Source organism: Pseudomonas sp. HTZ2, assembly GCF_033173945.1.
Taxonomy (GTDB): domain Bacteria; phylum Pseudomonadota; class Gammaproteobacteria; order Pseudomonadales; family Pseudomonadaceae; genus Aquipseudomonas; species Aquipseudomonas guariconensis.
The window spans coordinates 476,841-501,002 of the sequence record NZ_CP137332.1 but is presented as its reverse complement, the minus strand read 5'-3'; the positions used below and the strand labels follow the sequence as shown (position 1 = coordinate 501,002).

General features: G+C 63.4%; 22 protein-coding genes. 13 read left to right on the top strand and 9 right to left on the bottom strand.

All coding sequences use genetic code 11. The features are described from left to right. Positions 1–106: 106 nt before the first annotated feature. The 3 genes from betC (at position 107) to R6G97_RS02305 (ending at position 4,218) form a co-directional block, all read left to right on the top strand. Positions 107–1,624, top strand: a complete 1,518-nt coding sequence (gene betC, locus R6G97_RS02315; protein WP_090344099.1) for a choline-sulfatase — start codon at positions 107–109, stop codon at positions 1,622–1,624. Between the two features lie 14 nt (positions 1,625–1,638). After that, a complete protein-coding gene (gene choX, locus R6G97_RS02310) occupies positions 1,639–2,565 on the top strand; it encodes a choline ABC transporter substrate-binding protein (protein WP_090344101.1) in 927 nt (308 codons plus the stop codon). 87 nt (positions 2,566–2,652) lie between these two features. Beyond that, positions 2,653–4,218, top strand: a complete 1,566-nt coding sequence (locus tag R6G97_RS02305; RefSeq protein WP_317847748.1) for a SulP family inorganic anion transporter — start codon at positions 2,653–2,655, stop codon at positions 4,216–4,218. A 27-nt stretch (positions 4,219–4,245) separates the two neighbouring features. Here R6G97_RS02305 and aroE read toward each other — a convergent pair whose 3' ends face one another. Further along, complete coding sequence (aroE, locus tag R6G97_RS02300) at positions 4,246–5,070, bottom strand: shikimate dehydrogenase (protein WP_070575653.1); 825 nt, start codon at positions 5,068–5,070, stop codon at positions 4,246–4,248. Positions 5,071–5,094: 24 nt separating this feature from the next. Then, positions 5,095–6,006, bottom strand: a complete 912-nt coding sequence (hemF, locus tag R6G97_RS02295; RefSeq protein WP_043207607.1) for an oxygen-dependent coproporphyrinogen oxidase — start codon at positions 6,004–6,006, stop codon at positions 5,095–5,097. A gap of 132 nt (positions 6,007–6,138) precedes the next feature. Between hemF and R6G97_RS02290 the strand changes: the two genes are divergently transcribed. After that, entirely contained in the window at positions 6,139–7,116 is a 978-nt protein-coding gene (locus tag R6G97_RS02290; RefSeq protein ID WP_317847747.1) for an NADPH:quinone reductase, read from the top strand. An 80-nt stretch (positions 7,117–7,196) separates the two neighbouring features. Here R6G97_RS02290 and R6G97_RS02285 read toward each other — a convergent pair whose 3' ends face one another. The 3 genes from R6G97_RS02285 to dprA form a co-directional block, all read right to left on the bottom strand. After that, positions 7,197–7,505 (bottom strand): hypothetical protein, encoded by a 309-nt coding sequence (locus R6G97_RS02285; protein WP_043207602.1) that lies wholly within the window; start codon positions 7,503–7,505, stop codon positions 7,197–7,199. 356 nt (positions 7,506–7,861) lie between these two features. Further along, positions 7,862–8,419: an L-threonylcarbamoyladenylate synthase gene (locus R6G97_RS02280; protein WP_043207599.1), complete on the bottom strand. Its 558-nt coding sequence runs from the start codon at positions 8,417–8,419 to the stop codon at positions 7,862–7,864. A 41-nt stretch (positions 8,420–8,460) separates the two neighbouring features. Next, on the bottom strand, positions 8,461–9,558 hold the full coding sequence (gene dprA, locus R6G97_RS02275) for a DNA-processing protein DprA (RefSeq protein WP_435602022.1): 1,098 nt from the start codon (positions 9,556–9,558) through the stop codon (positions 8,461–8,463). A 208-nt stretch (positions 9,559–9,766) separates the two neighbouring features. Here dprA and def point away from each other — a divergent pair, with 208 nt between their 5' ends. The 5 genes from def to R6G97_RS02250 are packed head-to-tail and all read left to right on the top strand — an operon-like array spanning position 9,767 to position 14,296. Continuing rightward, a complete protein-coding gene (gene def, locus R6G97_RS02270) occupies positions 9,767–10,273 on the top strand; it encodes a peptide deformylase (protein WP_016394290.1) in 507 nt (168 codons plus the stop codon). 60 nt (positions 10,274–10,333) lie between these two features. Next, on the top strand, positions 10,334–11,266 hold the full coding sequence (gene fmt, locus R6G97_RS02265; RefSeq protein WP_317847746.1) for a methionyl-tRNA formyltransferase: 933 nt from the start codon (positions 10,334–10,336) through the stop codon (positions 11,264–11,266). Next, entirely contained in the window at positions 11,263–12,573 is a 1,311-nt protein-coding gene (gene rsmB / locus R6G97_RS02260; protein ID WP_317847745.1) for a 16S rRNA (cytosine(967)-C(5))-methyltransferase RsmB, read from the top strand. Before fmt ends, rsmB begins: the two co-directional genes overlap by 4 nt. Positions 12,574–12,595: 22 nt before the next feature. Further along, entirely contained in the window at positions 12,596–13,969 is a 1,374-nt protein-coding gene (gene trkA / locus R6G97_RS02255; RefSeq protein ID WP_043207594.1) for a Trk system potassium transporter TrkA, read from the top strand. A gap of 12 nt (positions 13,970–13,981) precedes the next feature. Beyond that, positions 13,982–14,296, top strand: coding sequence for a tetratricopeptide repeat protein (locus R6G97_RS02250; protein ID WP_043207591.1), 315 nt, complete (start codon positions 13,982–13,984; stop codon positions 14,294–14,296). Positions 14,297–14,391: 95 nt separating this feature from the next. Here the strand turns inward: R6G97_RS02250 and R6G97_RS02245 are convergent, their stop codons facing one another. Together R6G97_RS02245 and R6G97_RS02240 are read right to left on the bottom strand one after the other, a co-directional pair. Continuing rightward, the gene (locus tag R6G97_RS02245) at positions 14,392–15,279 is read right to left on the bottom strand and encodes a lysophospholipid acyltransferase (protein WP_043207587.1); all 888 of its coding nucleotides are present in this window, start codon (positions 15,277–15,279) and stop codon (positions 14,392–14,394) included. Positions 15,280–15,320: 41 nt separating this feature from the next. Beyond that, positions 15,321–15,872 carry a DNA-3-methyladenine glycosylase I gene (locus tag R6G97_RS02240; RefSeq protein ID WP_043207586.1) on the bottom strand — a complete coding sequence of 184 codons (552 nt, stop codon included), beginning with the start codon at positions 15,870–15,872 and terminating at the stop codon, positions 15,321–15,323. Positions 15,873–15,959: 87 nt separating this feature from the next. Here R6G97_RS02240 and glyQ point away from each other — a divergent pair, with 87 nt between their 5' ends. From glyQ to R6G97_RS02220, 4 genes are all read left to right on the top strand, one after another. After that, the gene (gene glyQ, locus R6G97_RS02235) at positions 15,960–16,907 is read left to right on the top strand and encodes a glycine--tRNA ligase subunit alpha (protein WP_043207584.1); all 948 of its coding nucleotides are present in this window, start codon (positions 15,960–15,962) and stop codon (positions 16,905–16,907) included. Next, a complete protein-coding gene (glyS, locus tag R6G97_RS02230; protein ID WP_043207582.1) occupies positions 16,904–18,958 on the top strand; it encodes a glycine--tRNA ligase subunit beta in 2,055 nt (684 codons plus the stop codon). The genes glyQ and glyS overlap by 4 nt, the downstream gene beginning before the upstream one ends. Positions 18,959–18,961: 3 nt before the next feature. Further along, positions 18,962–19,489 carry a D-glycero-beta-D-manno-heptose 1,7-bisphosphate 7-phosphatase gene (gene gmhB, locus R6G97_RS02225; RefSeq protein ID WP_043207580.1) on the top strand — a complete coding sequence of 176 codons (528 nt, stop codon included), beginning with the start codon at positions 18,962–18,964 and terminating at the stop codon, positions 19,487–19,489. 64 nt (positions 19,490–19,553) lie between these two features. After that, the gene (locus R6G97_RS02220) at positions 19,554–20,324 is read left to right on the top strand and encodes a lysophospholipid acyltransferase family protein (protein ID WP_317847744.1); all 771 of its coding nucleotides are present in this window, start codon (positions 19,554–19,556) and stop codon (positions 20,322–20,324) included. Positions 20,325–20,573: 249 nt separating this feature from the next. On the opposite strand, the gene R6G97_RS02215 is transcribed toward R6G97_RS02220, so the two are convergent. Then, a complete protein-coding gene (locus R6G97_RS02215; RefSeq protein ID WP_043207576.1) occupies positions 20,574–22,196 on the bottom strand; it encodes an MFS transporter in 1,623 nt (540 codons plus the stop codon). A 96-nt stretch (positions 22,197–22,292) separates the two neighbouring features. Further along, the gene (locus tag R6G97_RS02210) at positions 22,293–23,939 is read right to left on the bottom strand and encodes a GMC family oxidoreductase (RefSeq protein ID WP_317847743.1); all 1,647 of its coding nucleotides are present in this window, start codon (positions 23,937–23,939) and stop codon (positions 22,293–22,295) included. Positions 23,940–24,162 lie beyond the last annotated feature (223 nt).

Below are 24,162 nucleotides of genomic sequence, written 5' to 3'. Positions count from 1 at the left end.
CGTAGCTAATCCCACTCATTGCCCGGCATGGGCTTTACCCATGTTATCCACAGTCGCATCCTCGATCTCAAGCGGTTCCCATAACCTCCAACGATGGAAGGCCCCCATGAAGCGACCCAACATCCTGTTCATCATGGCCGACCAGATGGCCGCGCCCTTGCTGCCCATCTACAGCTCATCCCCCATCAAGATGCCGCACTTGAGCCGCCTGGCCGAACAGGCGGTAGTGTTCGACGCTGCGTACTGCAACAGCCCGCTGTGCGCACCCTCGCGCTTCACCCTGGTCAGCGGGCAACTGCCCAGCCGCATTGGTGCCTACGACAACGCTGCGGATTTCCCAGCCGACGTGCCCACTTATGCTCATTACCTGCGTCGCCTGGGCTATCGCACCGCGCTCTCTGGCAAGATGCATTTCTGTGGGCCAGACCAACTGCACGGCTACGAAGAACGACTGACCAGCGACATCTACCCGGCCGACTACGGTTGGGCCGTGAACTGGGACGCACCCGACCTGCGCCCGAGCTGGTACCACAACATGTCCTCGGTACTGCAGGCCGGGCCCTGCGTGCGCACCAACCAACTGGATTTCGATGAAGAGGTGGTGTTCAAGGCCCGCCAGTATCTCTACGACCATGTTCGCGAGGGCGACGGCCGGCCGTTCTGCCTGACCGTCTCCATGACGCACCCCCATGATCCCTACACGATTCCCAAGCACTACTGGGATCTGTACGACGGTGTGGATATCCCCATGCCGCTTGCAACCATTGCCCAAGACGAGCAGGACCCGCACTCCCAACGCCTGCTCAAGGTCTATGACCTGTGGGACAAACCCCTGCCGCCGCACAAGGTCCGCGATGCCCGCCGCGCCTATTTCGGCGCCTGCAGCTATATCGACGACAACATCGGCAAGCTCCTGCAGACCCTGGAGGAATGCGACCTGGCCGAGGACACCCTGATCGTGTTTTCCGGTGACCACGGCGACATGCTTGGCGAGCGCGGGCTCTGGTACAAGATGCACTGGTTCGAGATGTCGGCCCGGGTGCCACTTCTGGTGCACGCGCCCAAACGCTTCGCCCCGGCGCGGATCAGCGCCAACGTCTCCACCTGTGACCTGTTACCAACCCTGGTGGAGCTGGCTGGTGGCGCAGTCGAACCAGCCCTGCACTTGGATGGCCGCTCCCTGGTCGGGCACCTGCAAGGGCAGGGTGGGCATGACGAGGTGATCGGCGAATACATGGCCGAGGGCACCGTCGGCCCGCTGATGATGATCCGCCGAGGCCCATACAAGTTCGTGTACAGCGAGGACGACCCATGTCTACTCTATGACCTGAGCCGCGACCCGCACGAGCGGGAGAACCTCACCGGCAGCCCGGATCATCAGGCGCTGCTGCAGGCATTTGTCGATCAAGCCCGCCAACGCTGGGACATTCCCGTCCTGCGCCAGCAAGTGCTGGCCAGCCAGCGCCGTCGTCGTCTGGTGGCAGAGGCGCTTTCCATCGGCAAGCTCAAAAGCTGGGACCACCAACCCTGGGTGGACGCCAGCCAACAGTACATGCGCAACCACATCGATCTCGACGACCTCGAGCGCAAGGCACGTTATCCACAGCCCGCACCCCTGGATTGAGCAGAGAGACCGCCATGAAGAAGTTCTCCACCGCCCTGATCGCCCTGGCCCTGGGCCTGACCGCCATCCCCGCCCACGCCGACAGCGATAGCCAATGCACCACCGTCAAAATGGCCGACCCCGGCTGGAGCGACATCGCCTCCACCAATGCCGTGGCCCGCCTGCTCCTGGAGAGCCTCGGCTACCAGGTGAAGATCGACAACCTGGCCGTACCGATCATCTTCGGCGGCCTCAAGGACGGCCAGGTGGATGCCTTCCTAGGCAACTGGATGCCCGCGCAGCAGGGCTTTCACGACAAGTTCGTCGCCAACGGCGACGTGCAGCGTCTGGCGCGCAACCTTGAAGGTACGCAATTCACCCTCGCGGTGCCGGATTACGTCTGGGAGGCCGGCGTGAAAGACTTCGCTGACCTGCAAAAACATGCCGACGCGTTCGGCAACAAGCTCTACGGCATCGGCTCCGGGGCACCGGCCAACCTGTCGCTCAAAGAAATCATCGGCAAGAACGCCTTCGGCCTGGGGCAGTGGAAGCTCGTCGAATCCAGCGAACAGGCGATGCTGGCTCAGGTCCAGCGTGCGGTGCAGAAAAAACAGTTCATCACCTTCCTCGGCTGGACACCGCACCCGATGAACGTGAAGCTCAAGATGCATTATTTGACCGGCGGCGAGCAGTGGTTCGGCGATAAGGGGGAGGTGTACACCCTGGTGCGCAAGGGTTATCCACAGGCCTGCCCAAATGCAGCGAAACTGCTGGGCAACCTGCGCTTCAGTCTGGAGATGGAAAACAGCATCATGGCCGAGGTTGTGGACAAGAAGGTGAGTTTCGATGAAGCGGCCAAGGCCTGGGTGAAGGCGCATCCAGAATCGTTGAACACTTGGCTGGCCGGGGTGACCACCAAAGAAGGTGGGGATGCCCAAGAGGCTGTAAAAGCTAGACTTTGATCCGCTGAGCGACACATAACCCCTGTGGACACGGGTATACCCGCGCCCACAGGGCTGGTGAAAAATCTCCAGGAATCTGTACTCCCCATGCCCCACCTGAGCCACCTGCTGCCCTTCCTCACTTGGCTCCCCCGTCAATCGGGCCGCAGCCTGCGCCAGGACCTGCTGGTGGGCCTCAGCGGCGCGATCCTCGCGCTGCCGCAATCGATCGCCTACGCCCTGATCGCCGGCCTGCCCGCCGAATATGGCCTGTACGCCGCCATCGTGCCGGTGCTGGTGGCCTGCCTGTGGGGCTCGTCCTGGCACCTGATCTGCGGCCCGACCGCAGCCATCTCCATCGTGCTTTACGCCAGCATCAGCCCGCTTGCCGTGGCTGGTAGCGACGATTACATCACCTTGGTGCTGCTGCTGACCTTCCTAGGCGGCGTGTTCCAGCTATTGCTGGGGATGCTGCGTTTCGGCGCGCTGGTCAATTTCGTCTCCCACTCCGTGGTGCTCGGGTTCACCTTGGGCGCTGCGGTGGTGATCGCCCTCGGTCAGTTGCCCAACCTCATGGGCATGGACCTACCCAGCCAGGCCACGGCGCTGCGCACATTGCAGGACTTGCTCAACCATGCCGGCGAGGTCGACCTGCCGTCGCTGGCCCTGGGCCTGGCGACCCTGCTGATCGGTGTAGTGCTCAAGCTCTGGCGCCCACGCTGGCCCAGCCTGTTGATCAGCCTGGTGGTGGTCAGCGTCATTGCCTGGCTGCTGCCGAGCGTCTTTGGTCACGTGCCCAGGGTGCCTGCCTTCGTTGGCCAGTTGCCGCCCTTGAGCCCGTTGCCGCGGCTGGATTTGGAACTGATCCTGCGCCTGCTGCCCAGCGCCGTGGCGGTGGGCATGCTCGGGCTGGTGACCAGCCTGTCGATTGCCCGGTCGTTGTCGGCGCGCTCCGAGCAGTTGATCGACGCCAATCAGGAGATCCGTGCCCAGGGCCTGTCGAACATGGTCGGCGCGCTGTTTTCCGGTTATCTGTCATCGGGCTCGTTCACCCGCTCAGGCTTGAGCTACGACGCAGGCGCCCGTTCGCCATTGGCCGGGGTGTTCTCGGCATTGTGGGTGGCCCTGTTCGCCGTCACCGGCGCCGGGCTGATCGCACACCTGCCGATTCCAGCCATGGCCGGCAGCATTCTGCTGATCTGTTGGGGGTTGGTGGATCACCGGGCCATCCGCTCGCTGTTTCGGGTCAGCCGCTCGGAGTTTCTCGTCATGGCGTTGACTGCCGCCGCCACTTTGCTGCTGGAATTGCAGACCGCGATCTATGCGGGCGTGCTGGCATCGCTGTTCTTCTATCTCAAGCGCACCTCGCGGCCACGGGTGCAACAGAGCCGGGAAGGGGGGATCGATGTGCTGCGGGTAGGGGGGTCGATCTTCTTCGGCGCCGCTCATTATCTTCAGGTACGCCTGCAACGCTGCCAAGGGCCGCAGGTCGTGATCGACGCTCGGCAGATCAATTTCATCGACTACTCAGGGGTGGACATGCTGCACCGCGAAGCACGGCGACTGAAGCGTAATGGCGGGAGCCTCACCTTGCATCGTGCCAGGCCGCAGGTGATCGAAGAATTGCAAAAGCTTGAAGGCGCCGCGCTGTGCCCGATCCGCTTCGAAGAGTGATGAGGGCCGCTGTGCGGCCCAACTCTGTCAGCCTCGCGCCAACTGCCGCCGGAGCTCATCCAGCACAGGTGCCGTATCCGGCCGCACCCCACGCCAGGTGAAGAACGCCTCGGCCGCCTGCTCGGCCAGCATCCCCAGCCCATCGAGCACCTTGGCCGCGCCCAACCGGGTGGCCCACTGGCAGAACGGCGTCGGCTCCTTGCCATACATCATGTCGTAGCAGACCGTGCGCCCCGGCTCGACCAAGCTGTCGGCAATCGGCGGCAACTCACCCGCCAGGCTCGCCGAGGTGGCATTGATGATCAGGTCCACCGGCTCCTGCAACCAGGCAAAACCACTGGCCACCACCGGCCCCAGGTCATCGAACTCCCGGGCCAGTTGCTCGGCTTTTTCCACCGTGCGGTTGGCGATCACCAGCGACTGCGGGTGATGCGCCAAAATTGGCTGCAACACGCCGCGCACCGCACCACCGGCACCAAGAATCAGGATGCGCTTGCCGGCAAGCTCCACGCCGGCATTGACCGTCAGGTCCCGCACCAGGCCGGCGCCATCGGTGTTGTCGCCCTGCAGCGTGCCGTCGGCCAGTTTGCTCAAGGTGTTCACGGCACCTGCACGCTGGGCCCTTGGCGTGAGGCTGTCGCACAGGCGGAAGGCTTCTTCCTTGAACGGCACGGTGACGTTGGCCCCCGCGCCTTGCTTGAAGAAGCCGCGGGCGCAATCGCTGAAATCATCCAGCGGGGCCAGCAGTGTGCTGTATTCCAAGTCCTGGCCGGTCTGGTCGGCGAACAGGCGGTGGATCAACGGCGACTTGCTGTGGCCGATGGGGTTACCGAAAACGACGTATTGGTCCATGGGAACTCCTCGTTATCCACAGGCTTACTGATTGAGCCAGTCACGGTCCTGCAGGAAGTACTCGGTCAGGCGCGCTTCCTCGCTGCCCGGCTCGGGTTTCCAGTCATAGCCCCAGCGGACCTGCGGCGGCAGCGACATGAGAATCGACTCGGTGCGACCGCCCGATTGCAGGCCGAACAAGGTGCCGCGGTCGTAGACCAGGTTGAATTCCACATAACGCCCCCGGCGGAACTCTTGGAACTCGCGCTGTGCGGGGGTGTACGGCGTGGCCTTGCGGCGCTGGACGATCGGCAGGTAGGCCTCGATGTAGGCATCGCCGATGGCGCGCAGGAAGGCGAAGCAGGTGTCGAAGTCCCACTCGTTCAGGTCATCGAAGAACAGCCCGCCAATGCCCCGTGGCTCGCCCCGGTGCTTGAGGTGGAAGTACCGGTCGCACCAGGCCTTGTAGCGCGGGTACACATCGGCGCCGAACGGCGCGCAGGCCTGCTCGGCGACCCGGTGCCAGTGGATGCAGTCTTCTTCGTTGCCGTAGTAAGGCGTCAGGTCGAAACCACCGCCGAACCACCACACCGGCTCCTCGCCTTCCTTCTCGGCGATGAAGAACCGAACGTTGGCGTGGGAGGTAGGCACATGTGGGTTGTGCGGGTGGATCACCAGCGACACGCCCAACGCCTCGAAGCCACGGCCCGCCAGTTCCGGGCGATGCGCACTGGCCGATGGCGGCAGGCCGGCACCGAACACGTGGGAGAAGTTAACACCACCCTTTTCGATCACCTTGCCTTCACCGATCACCCGCGTGCGGCCACCGCCCCCGGCTTCGCGCACCCAGGCATCCTCGACGAAGCGGGCGCCGCCGTCTTCGTTTTCGAGGGCAGAGCAGATGCGGTCTTGCAGGTCGAGCAGGTAGGCTTTCACGGCCTCGGTGCGGCTGGTCATCGGGTCACCTGGAAGGAGCGGAAAAATGTGCCGGCTAGCATACCATCGGCGCAAGCTACGCCGCAGTTGACGGCGATCAAGCAAAGGCGTCCGATAGAAGGTCTTCCCGATTCCCAGACAACGGAGTGTGAGATGGCCAAGCGTATCCAGTTCAACCAGCACGGCGGCCCGGAAGTCCTGCAGCTGGTCGAGTTCGAACCCGCTCCTCCGGGCCCGCAACAGGTCCGCGTGCGCAACCACGCGATCGGGCTGAACTTCATCGACACCTATTTTCGCAGCGGCCTGTACGCGCCGCCCGCGCTGCCCTCAGGCCTGGGCACCGAAGCTGCCGGCGTGATCGACGCGGTCGGCGAAGGCGTCAGCCGGCTGAAAGTGGGCGATCGCGTGGCTTATGCCGGCGGGCCGCTGGGCGCCTATAGCGAGGTGCACACCCTGCCAGAGGCCAACGTGGTCATGTTGCCGGAGGCCATCAGCTTCGAACAAGCCGCCGCAGTGATGCTCAAGGGCCTGACCACCCAATACCTGCTCAAGCAGACCTACGCCGTGCAACCGGGCGATTTCATCCTGTTCCATGCTGCTGCCGGTGGCGTGGGCTCATTGGCCTGCCAGTGGGCGAAAGCCCTGGGTGCCAAGCTGATCGGCACGGTCAGTTCCGCCGAAAAAGCCGAACGCGCCAAGGCTCTGGGCGCCTGGGCGACCATCGATTACAGCCATGAGGACGTGGCCAAGCACGTGCTGGAGCTGACCGACGGCCAGAAGTGCGCGGTGGTCTATGACGGTGTGGGCGCCGACACCTGGCTCACTTCGCTGGACTGCCTGCGTCCACGCGGCTTGATGGTGAGTTTCGGCAACGCGTCGGGCGCAGTGACCGGGGTGAACCTTGGGATCCTCTCGCAGAAGGGCTCGCTGTACGTGACCCGCCCGACCTTGGGTAGCTACGCCAACAATGCCGAGAACACCCAGGCCATGGCCGACGACTTGTTCGGCATGATCAGCAGCGGCAAGTTGGTTGTGGATATCCAGCAGCGGTATCCGCTGAGCGAAGCGGCCAAGGCCCAGACGGAGCTGTCGGCACGCAGAACCGTTGGCTCGACTGTGCTGCTGCCCTGATCCGAGGCCGTTACGCGGTGGGTTGATTCAGAACGCCACCGGTGGGGAGCGGTTTTACCCGCTCCCACAGCGCCCACCGCTTAGCCGGCGGTCCTGATGGTTGCCGGCGCCGACTCGATGCCATCGAGCATCGCCTCCACCAAGCCCTCTGCCATTTCAATCGCGTGCAGGTTCGACCAGTACATGCCGCGGCCTGACTCGTGCAGGTGTTCGAGTGCCTGCAGGCCAGTCTCGTAGGCGCAGCGCAGGTAAAGCGCTACGTGGACGAGGGCGTCGTGGGCAGAGATGTCACGGTTTGTGGAGAAGAGGGGAGGATGACCGGCGTCGCAGCGGCCGAAAGGGCGAGATGTGGTGTTGGGTAGAGGTGGATCAGGGACAAGCTTTTTCATGGGAACCTACCTGTTGGCGCCAGCACTCAATCCGTTACCACACGAATTAGGTGGCAGCTGTACGCAGGGTGGTAAACCGGCGGTTCCCAATCCGGCAGGCTCGAAAGCCTCCCGCGCACAGCCGCCATGGACTGCCACGGAGAACCTAGACTGCCGGGTTACCACACCCGATCACCAAGTTATTTGGCGACGGTCTGGAGCCTAGAGGCATGGGTTCCCTGCCGGAAGGTGACGGCAGCTGACGGATAGGTAGGGTATTTCCCTAAATTCCAGCTGGACAGCCGGGCGGAGGAAATCAGAAAAGTCCTGCAATACCTAAGGGCCGCGTGGCGATCCATCGCCGGGCCCTCCCTGGGTCAGCCGGCCCGAACGACCTCGCCTGTCACCAGGTCGCGAATCACGCTCGGATTCTTTCGCCCACCCAGCGCTCCGCCGAGCACCAGGTCCAATTGGCCATGGAAATACTGCTCCACCCGCAACCGGCTCTTGGCCGCCGGGCGCCCGCCTGGGTTGCACGAGGTGGAAATCAGCGGCCCGACCAGCGCGCACAGCTCGCGCACCAAGGGGTGATCGCTGACCCGCAGGGCTACGGTGTCGTGCATCCCGGTCACCCATTCAGGCAACAGGTCCTGGTGCGGTACCAGCCAGGTGTTCGGCCCAGGCCAAGTACTGCCCATGCGGTCGATCCAGTCCTGTGGAAAATCCTCGAACAGGAAATCGAACTGTCGAATGTTGTCAGCGACCAGAATCAGCCCTTTATCCACAGGCCGCGACTTGAGCGCCAGCAGGCGATACACCGCGTCCTCGTTCCATGGGTCGCAGCCCAAGCCCCAGACCGCTTCTGTCGGATAGGCGATGACCGCACCTGCCCGAATCTCACGTGCGGCTTGTTGCACACGCCAACTGCTCACCATTTTGTCTCTCCGCATTTAAGCCTGATGCGCAGTGTACTTAGTTAGCTGTTTCGGGCAAACCAACGCCCAGCTTCGTTGCTCACCCGCCCACCCAGCTCCAGTTCCGTGAGGCTGGCCAGCACCTGGGCCAGGGGCTGCCCGCTGCTGTGGGCCAGGGCTTCGCTGGTCTGGGGCGCGGCATGCAGCAGGGCGAGCAATGGGTGGTCCGAGTGTTCCACAGGTGCTGGAGGCAGGTTTTGCCAGCCTTTGAGGCTGTCGAGGATCTGCTCAACGCTTTCAACCAGCAACGCACCGTCGCGGATCAGCTGATGGCAGCCCTTGGAGCCGGGGTGGTGGATCGAACCGGGAATGGCGTACACCTCCCGGCCTTGCTCGGCCGCCAGTCGCGCGGTGATCAGCGAACCACTGGCCAGACTCGCCTCGACCACTAGCACTCCTAGCGACAGACCGCTGATGATCCGGTTGCGTCGGGGAAAATTCGCGGCATGCGGATTGGCATCCAAGGGAAACTCCGACACCAGCGCACTGCCAGCTTCGATCATGTCCCGGGCCAGCTCGCGATGGCGCTGTGGATAAAGTTTTTGCAGACCCGTGCCGAGCACGCCGATGGTGTGCCCACCGGCCTGCAATGCCGCCCGATGAGCGGCACCATCGACCCCCAGAGCCAACCCGCTGGTGATGGTGAAACCGGCCTGGGCAAGACACCGGGAAAATGCCTTGGCGGTGTCCAGCGCAGGCGGCGTTGCGCGGCGACTGCCGACGACGGCCAGCTGCGGCCGCTCGAGCAATGTAGGGTCGCCGGCCACGAAGAGCAGCGGCGGGGCTGTGTCCGTCTCAGCAAGCAGCGCGGGATACGAAGGGGCGTCCCACATCAGCAAATGCTGGCCCGGACGCTCTAGCCAGGCCATTGCGGCGGCAGCGCCGTCACGAACTTCGGCGCTGCGACGGGCCTCGGCACAGGCCGCCGGCAAGCCCAGCGCACGCCAAGCGCTGGCGGGAGCTGTGAGGGCCGAAGCGGCATCGCCGAAGGCATCGATCAGGGCGTGGAAACGTCGCGGGCCCACCTCGGGCAGCTGATGCAAACGCAGACGCGCCTCGAGTTCGGCAGGTGGACAGGCGGGCACAACAGGCATGTTCATGGCGGATCATCCTTGATCGGCAAGGGGTCATCCACGTGGCACAACCTGTGGATAACTTTGTTGATAATACTTTGACAAGCTGTCCATGGAATGGACCTGATGCAGTCCTTTCACACCCTAGCCGAGCTTTGCCAGGTGCCGAATGCCCCGATTCCCTTTATTATGTGTGCTCAGTTTTCAACCGAACGCACAGTGACTGCCTGACCTTATGGCCATCTTGAACATTCTCGAATTCCCGGACCCGCGCCTGCGCACCATCGCCAAACCGGTGACGGAGTTCGACGACGCCCTGCGTCAGCTGATCGACGACATGTTTGAAACCATGTACGAAGCCCCTGGCATCGGCCTGGCCGCCACCCAGGTCAATGTGCACAAGCAGGTCGTGGTCATGGACCTCAGCGAAGACCGCAGCGAGCCGCGCGTCTTCATCAACCCCAGCGTCGAAGAGCTGACCCACGACATGGGCCAGTACCAGGAAGGCTGCCTGTCGGTGCCGGGCTTCTACGAGAACGTCGACCGTCCCCTGCGTGTACGGGTCAAGGCCCAGGACCGCGACGGCAAGCCGTTCGAGCTGGAATGCGAAGGCCTGCTGGCAGTGTGCGTGCAACACGAGTTCGATCACCTCAACGGCAAGCTGTTCGTCGACTACCTGTCACAGCTCAAACGCGACCGGATCAAGAAGAAGCTGGAAAAGCAGCACCGCCAGCAAGCCTGATCCCCACCTTCCAGAAGGCTTGCTTCGGCAAGCCTTTTTCTTTTTCAAAGCGAGAACTCCATGCGCATCGTCTTCGCAGGCACCCCAGAGTTTGCCGCCGAACACCTCAAAGCCCTGCTCGACAGCCCCTACGAAGTGGTGGCCGTCTACACCCAGCCCGACCGTCCGGCTGGCCGTGGCCAGAAACTCATGCCCTCGGCGGTCAAGCAGCTGGCCGTTGAAAACGCCATCCCGGTGTACCAACCGCAGAGCCTGCGCAACGCCGAGGCCCAGGCGGAGCTTGCCGCGCTCAAGCCAGACCTGATGGTGGTAGTCGCCTACGGCTTGATCCTGCCTCAGGTGGTGCTGGATATCCCGCGCCTGGGCTGCATCAACAGCCACGCCTCTCTGCTGCCGCGCTGGCGCGGCGCCGCGCCTATCCAGCGGGCAGTCGAAGCCGGCGATGCCGAAAGCGGCGTGACCGTGATGCGCATGGAGGCCGGCCTGGACACCGGCCCCATGCTGCTCAAGGTCGTGACCCCGATCAGCGCCGAGGACACCGGCGGCACCCTGCACGACCGCCTCGCCCAGATGGGCCCAGGCGCCGTGGTGCAGGCCATTGCAGGCCTGGCAGACGGCAGCTTGCAAGGTGAGGTTCAGGATGACGCTCTGGCCACCTACGCCCACAAGCTGAACAAAGACGAAGCACGCATCGACTGGAAACGCCCAGCCATCGAGCTGGAGCGTCTGATCCGCGCTTTCAACCCGTGGCCGGTGTGCCACAGCACCCTGGACGGCGAGAGCGTCAAGGTCCTGGCTGCGCAGTTGTCCACAGGCAAGGGCAACCCTGGCGAGATCCTTTCCGCCAGCAAGGATGGCCTGGTGGTCGCCTGCGGCGAAGGCGCCCTGAGCCTGACCCGCCTGCAACTGCCGGGCGGCAAGCCGCTGGCCTTCAGCGACCTGTTCAACAGCCGCCGCGAGAAGTTCGCTAGCGGTAAGGTATTCGGCCAATGAATCCTCGCCTGGCCGCCGCCCGTGCCTTGGCCGCCGTGCTCAGCGGCAAGGCCTCGCTCAACAGCTCGTTGCCCGCGCAACTGGACAAGGTCGAGGAGCGTGATCGCGGCCTGGTCCAGGACCTGGCCTTCGGTACCGCCCGCTGGCAGCCGCGCCTGGATCTGTTGGCCGCCCAGCTGCTGCAAAAGCCCTTCAAGGCCGCCGATGCCGATGTTCAGGCCTTGCTGCTGGTCGGCCTGTACCAGCTGTTCTACACCCGCATTCCGGCCCACGCCGCCATTGGCGAAACCGTCGGTTGCGCCGACAAGCTCAAGAAGCCGTGGGCCAAAGGCTTGCTCAATGCCGTGCTGCGCCGCGCCCAGCGTGAAGGCGAGGCACTGCTCGCCGACATGGAGCGCGACCCGGTGGTGCGCACCGCTCACCCACGATGGCTGCAAAAGGCGCTCAAGGCATTCTGGCCGCAGCAGTGGGAAGCGATTTGCGCTGCCAACAACGCCCATCCGCCGATGATCCTGCGGGTCAACCGCCGCCACCACAGCCGTGACGCCTACCTGGCGCTATTGACCGAGGCCGGCATCAGCGCCAGCCCTTGCCAATACAGTCGCGATGGCATCCTGCTGGCCGAAGCCTGTGACGTGCGCGGCCTGCCAGGCTTTGCCGAGGGCTGGGTCAGCGTGCAGGACGAGGCCGCGCAACTGGCCGCCGACCTCATGGAACTGGCGCCCGGCCAGCGTGTGCTGGACGCCTGCTGCGCCCCGGGCGGCAAGACCTGCCACCTGCTCGAAGCCGAAGCCGGGTTGGCCGAAGTGGTCGCCATCGACCTGGAAGCCAAGCGCCTGGCGCGGGTGCGCGAGAACCTCGACCGCCTGCAGCTGGACGCCCAGCTGATCGCCTGCGATGCCCGCGACACCGCCAGTTGGTGGGACGGCAAGCCGTTCCAGCGCATCCTGCTCGACGCGCCCTGCTCGGCCACCGGCGTCATCCGTCGCCACCCGGACATCAAGCTGACCCGCCAGGCTGACGACATCCCGGCCCTGGCCGCGCTGCAAGGCGAGCTGCTCGATGCCCTGTGGCCGACCCTCGAAGTCGGCGGCATGCTGGTCTACGCCACCTGTTCGAGCCTGCCGACCGAAAACACCGAAGTGATCGAGGCCTTCCTCGCCCGCACCCCCGGTGCCCGCGAGCTGGACCTGGCACTCGAGGCCGGCCTGCGCCAGCCCCACGGCCGCCAGCTGCTGGCCCAGGAGGGCGGCCACGACGGCTTCTACTATGCCAAGCTGATCAAGATCGCCGCCTCGCGCGGATAAGCACAAGGACTAGGAGTAGCGGATGAAGATCATCATCCTCGGCGCAGGGCAGGTGGGCGGCACGCTGGCAGAGCACCTGGCCAGCGAAGCCAACGACATCACCGTGGTCGACACCGACGGCGACCGCCTGCGCGACCTGGGCGACCGCCTGGACATCCGCACCGTGCAAGGCCGCGGCTCGCTGCCTACGGTGCTGCGCCAGGCCGGTGCCGACGACGCCGACATGCTGGTGGCGGTAACCAACAGCGACGAGACCAACATGGTCGCCTGCCAGGTGGCCTATTCGCTGTTCCACACCCCGACCAAGATCGCCCGGGTGCGCGAGTCGGCCTACCTGACTCGTGAAGAGCTGTTCGACAACGACCACATCCCGGTGGATGTGCTGATCAGCCCGGAACAGGTGGTGACCAACTACATCAAACGCCTGATCGAGCACCCCGGCTCCCTGCAGGTGATCGACTTCGCCGACGGCAAGGCGCAACTGGTGGCGGTCAAGGCCTACTACGGCGGCCCACTGGTGGGCCAGCAGCTGCGCCAGATCCGCGCCCACATGCCCAACGTCGATACCCGTGTGGCGGCCATCTTCCGTCGCGACCGCCCCATCACGCCGCGAGGCGATACGGTGATCGAAGCCGATGACGAAGTCTTCTTCATTGCCGCGCGCAAGGACATCCGCGCGGTGATGGGCGAGCTGCGCCGCATCGATGAAAGCAACAAGCGCGTGGTCATCGCCGGGGGCGGGCAGATCGGCGAACGCTTGGCCGAGGCCATCGAGAGCCGTTACCAGGTGAAGATCATCGAGATGAGCCCGACCCGCTGCCGCCATCTCTCCGACACCCTGGAAAGCACCGTGGTGCTGCAAGGCAGCGCCTCGGACAAGGACCTGATGCTCGAGGAGAACATCGCCGACGCCGACATCTTCCTGGCCCTGACCAACGACGATGAGGCCAATATCATGTCCTCGTTGCTGGCCAAGCGCCTGGGTGCACGCAAGGTGATGACCATCATCAACAACCCGGCCTATGTCGACCTGGTCCAGGGCGGCGATATCGACATCGCCATCAGCCCGCAGCTGGCTACCATCGGTACGCTGTTGGCCCACGTGCGCCGCGGCGACATCGTCAGCGTGCACTCGCTGCGCAGGGGCGCGGCGGAGGCCATCGAGGCGGTCGCGCATGGCGATGCCAAGTCGAGCAAAGTGATCGGCAAGGCCATCGAAGACATCGCCCTACCGCCAGGCACGACCATCGGCGCGATCATCCGCGACGAGCAAGTGCTGATCGCCCACGACGACACAGTGATCGAAGCGGGTGATCATGTGATCCTGTTCGTTGTGGATAAAAAGCACATCCGTGACGTGGAAAAGCTGTTCCACGTCGGCCTGAGTTTCTTCTAGGGAGAAAACGGCATGCGCGAATCGCTGGAAAAGATGTTGGCCAAGGGTGTGGATAACGCCCTGCTACGCTTTGGCCTGGGCAAGGCGTGGCTCGATGAAGGCAACGGTGCCGAGGCGGCGGTGCACTTGGCGCGCTGCGTGGAGCACGATCCGAAGTACTCGGCGGCCTGGAAGCTGCTGGGCAAGGCCTACCAGCTACAGGGCGACCTGGCGGCGGCGCGCAAGGCCTGGGAAGAGGGGATCGCGGCGGCGCAGGCCCACGGGGACAAGCAGGCCGAGAAGGAGATGGCGGTGTTCCTGAAGAAACTCGACAAGGCAGCAGGTTGACGCGGTCCCTATGGGGGCGGGTAAACCCGCTCCCACAGGGGCCCTGCTGAAACAGGCAGAGTTGTATGGAGCCTGTTCCAGCGGCGGTGGATAACTCAATACCAGCGCGCTTCGCCCGCCGGACGCTTCTTGAAGCGCTTCATGCTCCACATGTACTGGCTTGGATACTCGCGTACGTAACGCTCGACGACCTTGCTCATGGCGGCGGCCGCCACGGTCACATCCTCGCTGTACATCTCCTCGGGCGCAGCTTCCAGGAACACCTTGAAGCCAGAGCCATCCGGCAGACGCAGCGCATGCAGGAACACGCCTACCGCCTTGCCGCCCGCCAGCATGTTGGGCACGAACTTGCTGGTCAACGCCTGGGTGCCGAGAAATGGCACGAACACTCCAGCGGACTCGGCCGGCTCCGGGTCGGCCGGAATTCCCACCTGACCGCCCCGACGCACTTCCTTGATCACGCTGAGGATGCCTTCCTTGGTCGAAGGCGCCACGCGGTTACCCATCTGCACCCGCTGCTCGCGCAGCAGATCATCCACAGCTTTGAGCTTGGGTGGGCGGTAGAAGATGATCGGTTTGCACTGGCTGCAATAGAAGTGGTTCAACACCTCCCAATTGCCCAAGTGACTGGTGATGCCCACAACGCCCTTGCCCGAGGCCAGGGCCTGCTCCAGCACCTCCAGGCCATGGACTTCCTTGATCAGCTCCAGCGAGCGCTGGGGAGGCCAGATCCAGGCGCAGGCGCTTTCGACGAAGGACTTGCCGATGTCCTTCAGTGCACGGCCCACGAGTTGCTCGCGCTCGGCCGGGTTCATTTCCGGGAAGCACTTGGCCAGGTTGATGCGCACCACATTGCGCGAACCGTTGGGGATCTTCCACATGAGCCAGCCGATACCCGCGCCGACCCGCTGCACTGCGCCCCAGGGCAGCTTGGCGAACAGTCGCAGCACCCCGACCATCAGGGCGCCTTTGAATTTTTCCACAGCCGGATTCCTTATTTCTGCAAGGCGGGCATTGTAACGCTTCAGCGCAGCAACGCGGCGTAGCGATCACAGTCGGTGGTGTGGTCCATGACCATGCCGGTGGCCTGCATGAAGGCGTAGCAGATGGTCGGCCCGACGAACGTGAAGCCGGCCTTCTGCAGGGCCTTGCTCATGGCCCGGGCCTCGTCGGTAACCGCTGGCACCTCGCCGCGCGTCTTGAAGTGGTTGATCCTGGGCGCGCCACCGACGAACGACCACAACCACTCGGCCGGGTTATCCACAGCCAGCCAGGCCTGGGCATTGCGCCGCGCGGCCTTGAGCTTGAGGCGATTGCGGATGATCCCCGCGTCGAGCATCAGCTCTTCGATCCGCTCGTCGCTCATCTGTGACAGCTTCACCGGGTCGAAGCCATGCAGTACCTCGCGGTAGCGCTCGCGTTTCTTCAATACCGTGATCCACGAAAGCCCGGCCTGGAACCCTTCGAGTAAAAGCATCTCGAAGAGCAACGCCGGGTCACGCTGAGGCGTTCCCCACTCCTGGTCGTGATAGGCCTGGTACAACGGATCGTCGGTACACCAGAAGCAGCGTGGCATAAGGCTCCATTCCATGGGTAGAGGGCGAGGCGAATCGGGTTATACTCCCGCTCTTTACATCCGCATCCCCAGATACAGGTGAATTTCGTGAGCCAGCCTACGCCAGCCGTGCGTACCTTCCAAGACCTCATCCTCGCCCTGCAGCAATACTGGGCGGAGCAAGGTTGTGTGGTGCTTCAGCCCTACGATATGGAAGTAGGCGCCGGCACTTTCCATACCGCCACTTTCCTGCGCGCCGTCGGCCCGGAAACCTGGAACGCCGCCTATGTGCAGCCTAGCCGTCGCCCAACCGACGGACGGTATGGCGAAAACCCCAACCGCCTGCAGCATTACTACCAGTTCCAGGTGGTGCTCAAGCCGAACCCGGCCAACTTCCAGGAGCTGTACCTCGGCTCGCTGAAGGCGATCGGCCTGGACCCGCTGGTCCACGACATCCGTTTCGTCGAAGACAACTGGGAATCGCCGACCCTCGGCGCCTGGGGCCTGGGTTGGGAAATCTGGCTCAACGGCATGGAAGTGACCCAGTTCACCTACTTCCAGCAGGTCGGTGGCATCGAGTGCTTCCCCGTTACCGGTGAAATCACCTATGGCCTGGAGCGTCTGGCCATGTACATCCAGGGCGTGGACTCGGTCTATGACCTGGTCTGGGCCGACGGCCCGTTCGGCAAGGTCACCTATGGCGACGTGTTCCACCAGAACGAAGTGGAGCAGTCGACTTACAACTTCGAGCACGCCAACGTCGAGAAACTGTTCGAGCTGTTCGACTTCTACGAAAGCGAAGCCAACCGCCTGATCAAGCTGGACCTGCCGCTGCCGACCTACGAAATGGTCCTGAAGGCGTCCCACACCTTCAACCTGCTCGACGCCCGCCGCGCCATCTCGGTGACCGAGCGTCAGCGCTACATCCTGCGCGTGCGTACCCTGGCCCGGGACGTGGCGCAAAGCTATCTGCAAGCCCGCGCACGCCTGGGCTTCCCGATGGCGACCCCTGAACTGCGTGACGAAGTGTTGGCTAAGCTGGAGGCTGCACAATGAGTGCTCAAGATTTTCTGGTCGAACTGGGCACCGAAGAGCTGCCACCGAAGGCCCTCGCCAGCCTCGGCGACGCCTTCCTGGCCGGCATCGAGAAAGGCCTGCAGGCCGCCGGCCTGAACTACACCGGCAAGCAGGTCTATGCTGCCCCGCGCCGTCTGGCCGTGCTGATCCGCCAGCTGGACGTGCAGCAGCCTGACCGCAGCATCAACATCGACGGCCCGCCCCGCCAGGCCGCCTTCGACGCCGAGGGCAACCCGACCCAGGCCGCCCTGGGCTTCGCCAAGAAATGCGGCGTCGACCTGGCTGAGATCGACCAGAGCGGTGCCAAGCTGCGCTTCTCGCAGCACATTCCAGGCAAGGCCACCGCCAGCCTGCTGCCAACCATTGTCGAAGACTCGCTCAACGATCTGCCGATCCCCAAGCGCATGCACTGGGGCGCCAGCCGTGAAGAGTTCGTGCGTCCGACCCAGTGGTTGGTAATGCTGCTCGGTGACCAGGTCGTCGAATGCACCCTCCTGGCCCAGAAAGCCGGTCGCGAATCCCGTGGCCACCGCTTCCACCACCCGGAAAACGTGGTCATCACCACCCCGGCCAACTACGTCGAAGACCTGCGCAAGGCCTACGTGCTGGCCGACTTCGCCGAGCGTCGCGAGCTCATCGCCAAGCGCACCGCGGAGCTGGCGATGCAGCAGGAAGGCACCGCTGTCGTGCCGCCGGCGCTGCTGGACGAAGTGACCGCTCTGGTCGAATGGCCTGTGCCGCTGGTGTGCTCCTTCGAGGAGCGTTTCCTGGAGGTGCCGCAGGAAGCCTTGATCACCACCATGCAGGACAACCAGAAGTACTTCTGCCTGTTGGACAGCGAAGGCAAGCTGCTGCCGCGCTTCATCACCGTGGCCAACGTCGAGAGCCGTGATCCGAAGCAGATCGTGCTGGGCAACGAGAAGGTCGTGCGTCCGCGCCTGACCGACGCCGAGTTCTTCTTCAAGCAGGACAAGAAACAGCCGCTGGAAACCTTCAACGAGCGCCTGAAGAACGTGGTCTTCCAGGCTCAGCTGGGCACTGTCTACGACAAGGCCGAGCGCGTTTCCAAGCTAGCTGCGTTCATCGCTCCGCTGATTGGCGGCAATGCCCAGCGCGCAGGCCGCGCAGGCCTGCTGTCCAAGTGCGACCTGGCCACCGAGATGGTCGGCGAATTCCCTGAGATGCAAGGCGTTGCCGGCTACTACTACGCCCAGAACGATGGCGAGCCGGAAGACGTGGCCCTGGCGCTGAACGAGCAGTACATGCCGCGCGGTGCTGGCGCCGAGCTGCCGCAGACCCTGACCGGTGCCGCCGTGGCCATCGCCGACAAGCTCGACACCTTGGTCGGCATCTTCGGCATCGGCATGCTGCCGACCGGCAGCAAGGACCCCTACGCGCTGCGCCGTGCCGCCCTGGGCGTGCTGCGCATCCTGATCGAGAAGCAGCTGGACCTGGATTTGACCACCGCGGTCGAGTTCGCCGTCAAGCAGTACGGTGCCAAGGTCAAGGCCGCCGGCCTGTCCGAGCAGGTGCTGGAGTTCATCTTCGACCGCCTGCGCGCGCGCTACGAAGACGAAGGCATCGACGTCGCCACCTACCTCTCGGTGCGAGCCCTCAAGCCGGGCTCTGCCCTGGACTTCGATCAGCGCGTGCAGGCCGTGCAGGCCTTCCGCAAGCTGCCTGAAGCCGAAGCCCTGGCCGCGGTGAACAAGCGCGTGTCGAACCTGCTGAGCAAAGCCGAAGGCGCCATCGCCGAGCACGTCGAGCCCAAGTACTTCGACAATGCCAACGAGTTCTCCCTGTATTCGGCCATCCAGCAGGCCGACCAAGCCGTGCAACCGATGGCTGCCGCGCGTCAGTACAGCGAGTCGCTGGCCCGCCTGGCCGCCCTGCGTGATCCGGTCGACGCCTTCTTCGAGGCGGTGATGGTCAACGCCGAAGATGCCAAGGTCCGCGCCAACCGTTATGCCCTGCTCAGCCGCCTGCGCGGCCTGTTCCTGGGCGTGGCCGACATCTCGCTGCTGGGGTAAGCCTTGAAACTGCTGATTCTTGATCGAGACGGAGTGATCAACCACGACTCCGACGCCTACATCAAGTCGCTGGATGAATGGATTCCCATTCCGGGCTCGATCGAGGCCATCGCGCAGTTGAGCAAGGCGGGCTGGACGGTGGCCGTGGCCACCAACCAGTCCGGCATCGCCCGCGGCTATTATCCGCTGGCGACCCTGGAGGCCATGCATGCACGCCTGCGCGCGCTAGTGGCCGAACAAGGGGGAGAGGTGGGTTACATCGTGCATTGCCCGCACGGCCCGGACGACGGTTGCGATTGCCGCAAACCCAAGCCTGGCATGCTGCGGGCGATTGCCGAGCATTATCAGGTCGATCTGGCTGGCGTCTGGTTTGTCGGCGACAGCAAAGGTGACCTGGAGGCCGCCCTGGCCGTCGATGCACAACCTGTGCTGGTGAAGACCGGCAAAGGACAAAGGACGCTGGAAAAAGGCGTTCCGCAAAACACTTTGATTTTCGACGATCTGGCAGCCATCGCCAGAGAACTAATTTAAGTAGTGCGCCCGCTGTGGCGCACTTTTCCTTAGGCGGGCAGGCCCCGCAACGGTACATGCCACTATGTCGATCCTGCAGGCGATCAGAATCTTTCTTTTTTACCTGCTGTTGGGCACCAGTTCGCTGCTGTGGTGCTCGCTGAGTTTCTTCGTCGCACCGTTTCTGCCGTTCCACAAGCGCTACCGGTTCATCAATGTTTACTGGTGCCGCTGCGCCGTATTCCTGGCACGGGTGATCTTGGGCATTCGCTACAAGGTCACCGGCGCCGAGAATGTGCCCAAGGAGCCCTGCGTGATTCTGTCCAACCACCAGAGCACCTGGGAGACGTTCTTCCTGTCCGCCTATTTTTCGCCGCTGAGCCAGGTGCTCAAGCGTGAGCTGCTGTACGTGCCGTTCTTTGGGTGGGCAATGGCGATGCTTCGCCCGATCGCCATCGACCGGAAAAACCCAAAGGAGGCCCTGCGCCAAGTCGCCAGCAAGGGCGACGAGCTGCTCAAGCAGGGCGTGTGGGTACTGATCTTCCCCGAGGGCACCCGGGTCCCCCACGGACAGATCGGAAAGTTTTCCCGAGGCGGCACCGCCCTGGCGGTGAATGCCGGGCTGCCGGTGCTGCCGATCGCGCACAATGCAGGCAAGTTCTGGCCACGTGAAGGTTGGAGCAAGCGCCCGGGGACCATCGAAGTGGTGATCGGCGAGCCGATGTACCCGGTGGGCACTGGCCCGCGGGCGATCGCAGAGCTCAACGACCGCGCCCAGGCCTGGAACGAGGCGGCACAGCGGGCCATGGGATCGCTGCCGCCGGTGGCGGAAAGCCAGGCGGAACACAATGTTTGACGATCTGTGGATAACTTGTGAGCAAGTTTTGGATCATTACCTCGAAATACTACTTAAGTGATTGATTTAAAAGCTTATTTCTTTGTATGACCTTTTCTTGGAAATCGTGCATAAGTTTTTTCGCAGCATAAAAAAACCGGCTTTTACGCCGGTTTTTTTGTGTCCGCAGCACCGCTGATAGCGTGAAGACTTGCGGGAGCGGATAAACCCGCTCCCACAAACTACCCTGCGCGCGACCAAGGCCAGGCACTAGACCTTGTCGATATCCACATCCTTGGTCTCTTTCAGGCAGAACAACCCCACCACCAGACTCACCCCGGTAATCAGCACCGGGTACCACAGCCCATAGAAGATATCCCCGGTGTACACCACCAAGGCGAACGACACGGTCGGCAGGAAGCCACCGAACCAGCCATTGCCAATGTGATACGGCAGGGACATGGAGGTGTAGCGGATGCGGGTCGGGAACAGCTCGACCATTACTGCCGCCAGAGGCCCATAGGTCATGGTGGCAATCAGGATCATGGCGACGATCAGCACCACCACCATCACCTGGTTGACGCTCGCGGGATCCGCCTTGGCCGGGTAGCCAGCCTGCTCGATGGCCGAGCGCATGGCCGCCTCGTCAAACCCATCGATGCGCTGCTCGCCGATGGAGACCTGCACCGCAGATCCCGCTGGCGCATCCACCGAGCTGTACGGCAGGCCTTGCTTGACCAGGAACGTCTTGACCTTGTCGCAAGGGCTGTCGAAACGAGCCTTGCCCACCGGGTCGAACTGGAATGTGCAGCCTTGTGGATCGGCCGTGACGACGATCGGCGCCTGCCGGCTGGCCGCGTCGATCTGTGGGTTGGCGTAGTGGCTCAGGGCCTTGAACATCGGGAAGTACAGCACCGTGGCCAGTAGCAGGCCGATCATCAGGATCGGCTTACGCCCCACTCGGTCGGACAACCAGCCGAAGAACACGAAGAACGGCGCACCAATCACCACGCTGATGATCAGCAGGGTATTGGCCTGGGCCGGGTCCATCTTGAGCATCTGGGTCAGGAAGAACAGCACATAGAACTGCGCCGTGTAGAAGGTCACGGCCTGGCCGGCGTTGATACTGAACAGAGCGGTCAACACGACCTTGAGGTTCGGCCAGGAGGTGAAAGATTCGCGGATCGGCGATTTGCTGACCTTGCCTTGGGCCTTCATCTTCACGAAGGCGGGCGACTCTTCCATGCTCATGCGGATCCACGTGGAGATCGCCAGCAGGAAGATCGACAACAGGAATGGCAACCGCCAGCCCCAAGCCTCGAATTGGTCACCACTGATGTAGCGGCTGCCCAGCACGACGACCAGCGAAAGCAGCAAACCAAGCGTTGCGGTGGACTGGATGAACCCGGTATGAAAACCACGCTTGCCAGGCGGTGCGTGCTCGGCGACGTAGGTTGCTGCGCCGCCATACTCACCGCCCAGAGCCAGGCCCTGAAGCATGCGCAGCACCACCAAGATGATGGGTGCGGCGATGCCGATGCTGGCATAGGTGGGCAATAGACCAACGGCGAAGGTCGACAGGCCCATCAGCACGATGGTCACCAGGAAGGTGTACTTGCGCCCGATCATGTCACCCAGGCGGCCGAAGACCAGCGCGCCGAACGGGCGGACCAGAAAGCCGGCTGCAAAGGCCATAAGCGCGAAGATGAACGCCGTGGTGTCGTTGACCCCTGCAAAAAACTGCTTGCTGATCACCGCCGCCAATGCGCCATAGAGAAAAAAGTCATACCACTCGAACACCGTCCCGAGGGATGACGCGAAAATGATCTTACGTTCCTCACGTCGGCTGACCGTGCTGGCAGCCGTACCTTGCTCTTGGATGTAATCCGACATCGTTGCTGTCCTCGGCCCGCAGGCCACAGTGATTATTGTTGTTTTCCACTGTCGGCGGCCTCTGACCGCAAGCCGCCGGTGTTGCACGCACCCGGGTCAGGGCGTCGGTATCGCGGTGTCGCTGAGGTTGGTCTGAGTGAGAGCCCCCTTGAGGATCAGTTGCGCCGCCTTCTCGGCGATCATCAACGTGGGTGAGCAGGTATTGCCCGAAACGATCTGCGGCATGATCGAGGCATCGGCTACCCGAAGGCCCGGCACGCCATGAACGCGCAGCTGGTTATCCACAACGTCCAGTGGGCCGCTGCCCATGCGGCAGGTGCCCACGGGATGGAAGATAGTGGTGCCGATCTTGCCGGCAGCCTCGTGCAATTGTTGTTCAGTCTGCAGTGCCGGGCCTGGCAGGTACTCACGCGGATCGAATGCTGCCAGGGCAGGGGCCTGAACGATGCGCCGAGTGATGCGAATGGCATCGGCGGCGACTTTGAGGTCTTGCGGATCACTCAGGTAATTGGGATCGATCAATGGCGCAGCAAGCATGTCCGCGCTGCGGATATCGATGCGCCCACGGCTGACCGGGCGCAGGTTGCACACCGAGGCGGTGAACGCCGGGAAGCGGTGCAGCGGCTCGCCGAAGCGCTCCAGCGACAAGGGTTGTACGTGGTATTGCAGGTTGGCGGTGGCCTGCTCAGGGCCCGAACGCACGAAGGCACCCAGCTGGCTTGGCGCCATGGCCAACGGGCCACTGCGGTCATAGAGGTAGCGCAGGCCCATGCCCATCTTGCCCCATAGACTGTTGGCCATCTGATTGAGCGTGCGGGTGTTGCGGATCTGGTAGATCAGGCGCAGTTGCAGGTGGTCCTGCAGGTTGCCGCCCACACCCGGCAGCTCATGACGAACCCCGATGCCCAACCCCTCGAGCAACTTGCGCGGCCCGATGCCAGAGCGCTGCAGGATGCCAGGCGAGCCGACCGAACCGGCGCACAGAATGATCTCCCGGCGCGCCTTGAATGCCTGCCAGGTCCCTTGCCAGCGGGCCTTGACCGCTGAGGCCCGAGCATTTTCGAGGATGATCTGGTCGACCTGAACACCGGTGAGCACCGTGAGGTTCGGACGCCCTTGCACCGGCCGGAGGAAGGCCTTGGAGGCGTTCCAACGCACACCGCTGCGTTGATTGACCTGAAAGTATCCACAACCTGCGTTGTCGCCGGTATTGAAATCCGCCACCTTGGCGATGCCGCTCTGCTCGGCCGCATCGCGGAAGGCATCGAGGATCGGCCAGCTGTAGCGCTGCTGTTCGACACGCCATTCGCCCTCGGCGCCATGGCTGTCGCTGGCACCGGCGAAGTGACACTCGCTGGCCTTGAACAACGGCAACACATCCTTCCACGCCCAGCCGTCATTGCCTTGTTCGGCCCAGCGGTCGTAGTCGGCTGCCTGGCCGCGCATGTAGATCATGCCGTTGATCGAGGAGCACCCACCCAACACCTTGCCCCGGGGATACCCCAGGCTGCGTCCACCCAAGCCTGGCTGCGCCTCGGTCTTGAAGCACCAGTCGGTGCGTGGGTTGCCGATGCAGTAGAGGTAACCGACGGGAATGTGAATCCAGGGGTAGTTGTCGCGGCCACCCGCTTCGAGCAGCAGCACGCGGCAGGACGGGTCGGCGGACAAGCGGTTGGCCAGCAAGCAACCGGCTGGACCGGCACCGACGACCACATAGTCGAAGACTGAATCGGCTGATGGCATGTGAAACCTCGCGCCTGATTTTTATTCTTGTCCCTGACCATCTTATTGATTAATTTCGAGGACGAAACACGAGATTTCGCGCAGCCGCTGTGCGTTTTAGCACAGCGCTATACCTGAGCCGGCCCCTTCGCGGGTAAACCCGCTCCCATAGGTTATCGCCGAACTCAGGATCGGCGGAGAACCTGTCGGAGCGGGTTTACCCGCGAAAGGGCCAGCGCGAACA

Bases quoted from the DNA above. Each gene is read 5' to 3' on its own strand.
- dprA (WP_435602022.1), bottom strand. From the start codon at position 9,558: ATGAACATGCCTGTTGTGCCCGCCTGTCCACCTGCCGAACTCGAGGCG.
- R6G97_RS02240 (WP_043207586.1), bottom strand. From the start codon at position 15,872: ATGCCACGCTGCTTCTGGTGTACCGACGATCCGTTGTACCAGGCCTAT.
- R6G97_RS02305 (WP_317847748.1), top strand. From the start codon at position 2,653: ATGCCCCACCTGAGCCACCTGCTGCCCTTCCTCACTTGGCTCCCCCGT.
- def (WP_016394290.1), top strand. From the start codon at position 9,767: ATGGCCATCTTGAACATTCTCGAATTCCCGGACCCGCGCCTGCGCACC.
- R6G97_RS02280 (WP_043207599.1), bottom strand. From the start codon at position 8,419: ATGGTGAGCAGTTGGCGTGTGCAACAAGCCGCACGTGAGATTCGGGCA.
- rsmB (WP_317847745.1), top strand. From the start codon at position 11,263: ATGAATCCTCGCCTGGCCGCCGCCCGTGCCTTGGCCGCCGTGCTCAGC.
- aroE (WP_070575653.1), bottom strand. From the start codon at position 5,070: ATGGACCAATACGTCGTTTTCGGTAACCCCATCGGCCACAGCAAGTCG.
- glyS (WP_043207582.1), top strand. From the start codon at position 16,904: ATGAGTGCTCAAGATTTTCTGGTCGAACTGGGCACCGAAGAGCTGCCA.
- hemF (WP_043207607.1), bottom strand. From the start codon at position 6,006: ATGACCAGCCGCACCGAGGCCGTGAAAGCCTACCTGCTCGACCTGCAA.
- trkA (WP_043207594.1), top strand. From the start codon at position 12,596: ATGAAGATCATCATCCTCGGCGCAGGGCAGGTGGGCGGCACGCTGGCA.
- R6G97_RS02220 (WP_317847744.1), top strand. From the start codon at position 19,554: ATGTCGATCCTGCAGGCGATCAGAATCTTTCTTTTTTACCTGCTGTTG.
- R6G97_RS02250 (WP_043207591.1), top strand. From the start codon at position 13,982: ATGCGCGAATCGCTGGAAAAGATGTTGGCCAAGGGTGTGGATAACGCC.
- R6G97_RS02210 (WP_317847743.1), bottom strand. From the start codon at position 23,939: ATGCCATCAGCCGATTCAGTCTTCGACTATGTGGTCGTCGGTGCCGGT.
- R6G97_RS02215 (WP_043207576.1), bottom strand. From the start codon at position 22,196: ATGTCGGATTACATCCAAGAGCAAGGTACGGCTGCCAGCACGGTCAGC.
- choX (WP_090344101.1), top strand. From the start codon at position 1,639: ATGAAGAAGTTCTCCACCGCCCTGATCGCCCTGGCCCTGGGCCTGACC.
- betC (WP_090344099.1), top strand. From the start codon at position 107: ATGAAGCGACCCAACATCCTGTTCATCATGGCCGACCAGATGGCCGCG.
- fmt (WP_317847746.1), top strand. From the start codon at position 10,334: ATGCGCATCGTCTTCGCAGGCACCCCAGAGTTTGCCGCCGAACACCTC.
- R6G97_RS02285 (WP_043207602.1), bottom strand. From the start codon at position 7,505: ATGAAAAAGCTTGTCCCTGATCCACCTCTACCCAACACCACATCTCGC.
- R6G97_RS02290 (WP_317847747.1), top strand. From the start codon at position 6,139: ATGGCCAAGCGTATCCAGTTCAACCAGCACGGCGGCCCGGAAGTCCTG.